This is a genomic window from Chroococcidiopsis sp. (genome assembly GCF_051657925.1).
Taxonomy (GTDB): Bacteria; Cyanobacteriota; Cyanobacteriia; order Cyanobacteriales; family Chroococcidiopsidaceae; genus Chroococcidiopsis.
On the sequence record NZ_JBOFLP010000306.1, the window covers coordinates 1 to 3,631 of the forward strand.

Below are 3,631 nucleotides of genomic sequence, written 5' to 3' on the forward strand. Positions count from 1 at the left end.
CTGACCTGGCTTTAACTCTGCACTGGGGGGTTTGTTGATGACATTTTCGGGAATAATTTCTGTTTGGTAATTGGTAATTGGTAATTGGTAATTGGTATTTACTCCCTCACTCCTCACTCCACTCTCCTCGCCCCTCTCATTCAGCCAGCGACAGATCGAATAGACACGGGTTTTGGGAACATCTGCGATCGCCGCTAATCCTCCATTCATATCACCGTAAAGGGTACAGTAACCTACTGCCATTTCTGACTTGTTACCAGTAGAAAGCAGGAGATAGCCAAATTTGTTGGCAACTGCCATGAGTAAATTGCCGCGAATCCGCGATTGAATGTTTTCCTCAGCAATGCCGAAGGGCGTACCGGCAAACAACGGTTCTAGAGTTTTGTCATAGCCTTGCATTAACTCTCCAATCGGAATAGTCTGAGTTTGAATGCCTAAGTTTTTGCCCAACTCTAAAGCATCATGGACTGAGTGTTCCGAACTGTAGGGAGAAGGCATGAGTACGCCAAGGACATTCTCTTTACCTAAAGCTGCGGTAGCGATCGCTGCTACCAGTGATGAATCAATTCCCCCGCTCAAACCGAGTACGACTTTAGAAAAGCCACACTTGCGCGTGTAGTCTCGCACGCCTAAAACAAGTGCCTGCCAAATTTCCTCATCTAGATTTGCAGGCGTTGGAGCAATTTTACTTGGTTGTAAATCTCCTGCTTGCTCGTCGTATTCTACGATTAACAAATCTGTCTCAAACGCCCGCGCGCGGCAAACCATTTCCCCAGCACGATTAAAGCCAACGCTACAGCCATCAAAAATCAGGTCGTCATTCGCTCCAACTTGGTTAGTATACAATACCGGAATTTGGTAACGCATAGAGCCATGTTGCAACATTGCTTCTCGTATCTGCTGCTTATTGGCACTGTAGGGAGAAGCAGATAAATTCACAACAAAATCGACTCCTTGCCGGATCAGATCGTCAATCGGATTAATCGCATAGCTGCGCCTACCCCAAAATTCTTCGTCATTCCATAAGTCTTCGCAGATAGTGACTCCGATTTTAAGTGGTGCGTGGTGAATCACGGTTGCTTCTTTTCGACTCCCGACTCCCGACTCCCGACTCCCGACTTCTTCCAAAACGAGAGAATTCGCCTCTAATCCAGGTTCAAAATAACGATATTCGTCGAATACATCGTAAGTCGGCAGGAGGCGTTTGTGAAAGATTTGTTGAATTTTGCCGTGTTGTAGTAAGGCAACACTGTTATGCAAAGGCTTACCACCAGCAGAAAGCGATCGCTCGTTAGGTTGAATGCAGCCTACCAACACTGCCATTTGAGATGGTAATTCTTCAGCTAACCGTTGCAAAGTCACCCCCATTTGGGATACAAAACTGGGGTCTAGTAGTAAGTCCCGTGGTGGGTAGCCGCATAAAGAGAGTTCTGGTGTCAGCAGCAACCGCACGTCGTGTTTTTCAGCTTGTCGTGCTGCTACCAAAATTTGCTTAGCATTTCCATTTAAGTCGCCAATTATAGGATTGAGTTGAGCGATCGCAATTTTCATAAGTTTGTCATTGGTCATTGGTCATTGGTCATTGGTCATTTGTCAGTGACTAGCAGCTGGTAGCTAGAATTTCTTCTCTGTCCCCCTTGTCTCCCCTATCTCCCTTGTCTTCCTTGTCCCCCGACTCCCGACTCCCGACTTCCGACTCCCGACTCCCGTTTTACTAGTGAGGAGTCTATATCTTGCAATTTGGCGCAGCCGCTTAATGCCATTGCTAAACTGAGTTCGTCGCGTAAAATTTCAAGGACGTGCTGTACTCCTGTCTCGCCTGCTACGGCTAAACCCCACAACACGGGACGACCGATCAGAACGGCTTTTGCTCCCAATGCTAGCGCCTTTAAAATATCGGTACCACGTCTAATCCCACCATCCATTAAGACTTCGACTCGATCGCCTACAGCCGCGACAATTTCAGACACAGCGTCAATAGTCGCGATCGCTCCATCGAGTTGTCTGCCACCATGATTTGAGATAATAATTGCATCAGCGCCAACTTCTACAGCACGTATTGCATCATCCGAACGTAAAATTCCTTTGACGACAAGTGGCAACGGGACGAGCGATCGCAACCAGGCTAAATCTTTCCAAGTTACGCCAGGATCGAGTTGTTCGGCAAAATAGGCAAACAAACCCGACTCGCCTTGACGGTGGGGAATATCTAAGTTTTTGTCTTTTAAATTATTTAAATTGGCTAATTCCATGCCTGGAGGGAGGATAAATTGATTGCGCGTATCCCTCTCCCTTCTTCCTAGAAATGGCGCATCTACGGTGACGCACAGCGCTTTTGCACCGCACTTATAGACATACTCTACTAAAGCGCGAGTTAAACTGCGATCGCGATGAATATATAACTGAAACCAAGTCTGAGGATTGGCGATCGCGACTTCTGACATACTCTTAGTAGACAGCGTACTCAACACCATCCCAATACCTGAATGAGCCGCCGCCTTTGCTGTAGCAACTTCTCCTGCGGGATCTGCTAGACACTGAAAAGCCATTGGTGCAATCAGGATTGGCGCACTTAAAGATTGCCCTAAAATTGTCGTACTCAAATCTCGTTGACTCACATCTACCAACATGCGTGGATGCAGTCGGTAGCGATTGAAAGCAGCGCGATTCTCCTGCAACGTCACCTCATCCCAAGCACCGCTAGCATAATAATCCCAAGCCATTTGAGATAGGTGTTTGCGAGCCAGCGTTTCGTATTCAAATAGATTGATTGGTTTAGCTGGAATCATAATTACTTCGATTCCCAGTGCTTCAATTCTTCTTCAATAAAATAACCAACTAAATCCCGATATAACTTCTCGATTGCATCAGGATTCAAACCAAATTCCTCCGCCCAAATCCGCCGCTGCTCTAACATAGAATTAAAGCGATCTACAGCCTTTACACCGTCAGCATTTTTTTTAAATTGAGCCGCTGCTTTCACATATGCAAATCGCTGACCCAGTAATTCTATAACTTCGCGATCGATCGCATCTATTTCTCGCCGAATCTCCTCAATATCCACACATTCTTCTGCTTCTTTCATCCCCTGCTCCCTACTCCCTGCTCCCTGCTCTCTTTTAAATAAACACCAAAGGTTTATCTTTAAAAGGAGCAAATGCTCCAGCGTCAAACCGATACAGACTAGCTGGACGACCAGCGCCCCGCGATACTTTGATTCCCGTGTCGCATAAAAAACCTAACTTTAATAACTTAGCTCGGAAATTAGAATAATCAGAAAAGTTTTCACCTAAAACTGTCGTGTAAAGCTGGTATAAATCACTTAAAGTAAACATTTCTGGTAACACTTCAAATGCTACTGGACTATACTCCAGCTTATTTCGCAAACGTCGATGTCCGTATGTCAAAATCTGATTGTGATCGAAAGCTAATTGTGGCACTTCTTTGACAGGATACCAAGCAATACCGCTCACTCCATCGGCAATGAGTTCTGCATCTTCAAATCTCACCAAGGCGAAATAACTTACAGAAAGATATCGAATTCCAAAACTATTAGCTTCCTCGCGCGGATCGCGGTGAGGTCCCCCAAATGTATATAACTGTTCTAAATAGAGATTTTTGGCTCGAATCT

4 protein-coding genes are annotated in these 3,631 nt (G+C 45.6%); all 4 read right to left on the reverse strand.

Annotated features, from left to right (window positions below; all coding sequences use genetic code 11):
* Positions 1–1,551: NAD+ synthase (locus ACRC32_RS24930; RefSeq protein WP_438556498.1), on the reverse strand; the 1,551-nt coding region annotated here is incomplete at its 3' end.
* 95 nt (positions 1,552–1,646) lie between these two features.
* Positions 1,647–2,789 carry an alpha-hydroxy acid oxidase gene (locus tag ACRC32_RS24935; protein WP_438556495.1) on the reverse strand — a complete coding sequence of 381 codons (1,143 nt, stop codon included), beginning with the start codon at positions 2,787–2,789 and terminating at the stop codon, positions 1,647–1,649.
* Positions 2,790–2,791: 2 nt separating this feature from the next.
* Positions 2,792–3,085 carry an isochorismate lyase gene (locus tag ACRC32_RS24940; RefSeq protein ID WP_438556496.1) on the reverse strand — a complete coding sequence of 98 codons (294 nt, stop codon included), beginning with the start codon at positions 3,083–3,085 and terminating at the stop codon, positions 2,792–2,794.
* Between the two features lie 34 nt (positions 3,086–3,119).
* On the reverse strand, positions 3,120–3,631 hold a 512-nt coding region (locus ACRC32_RS24945), incomplete at its 5' end, for an NUDIX hydrolase (protein ID WP_438556497.1).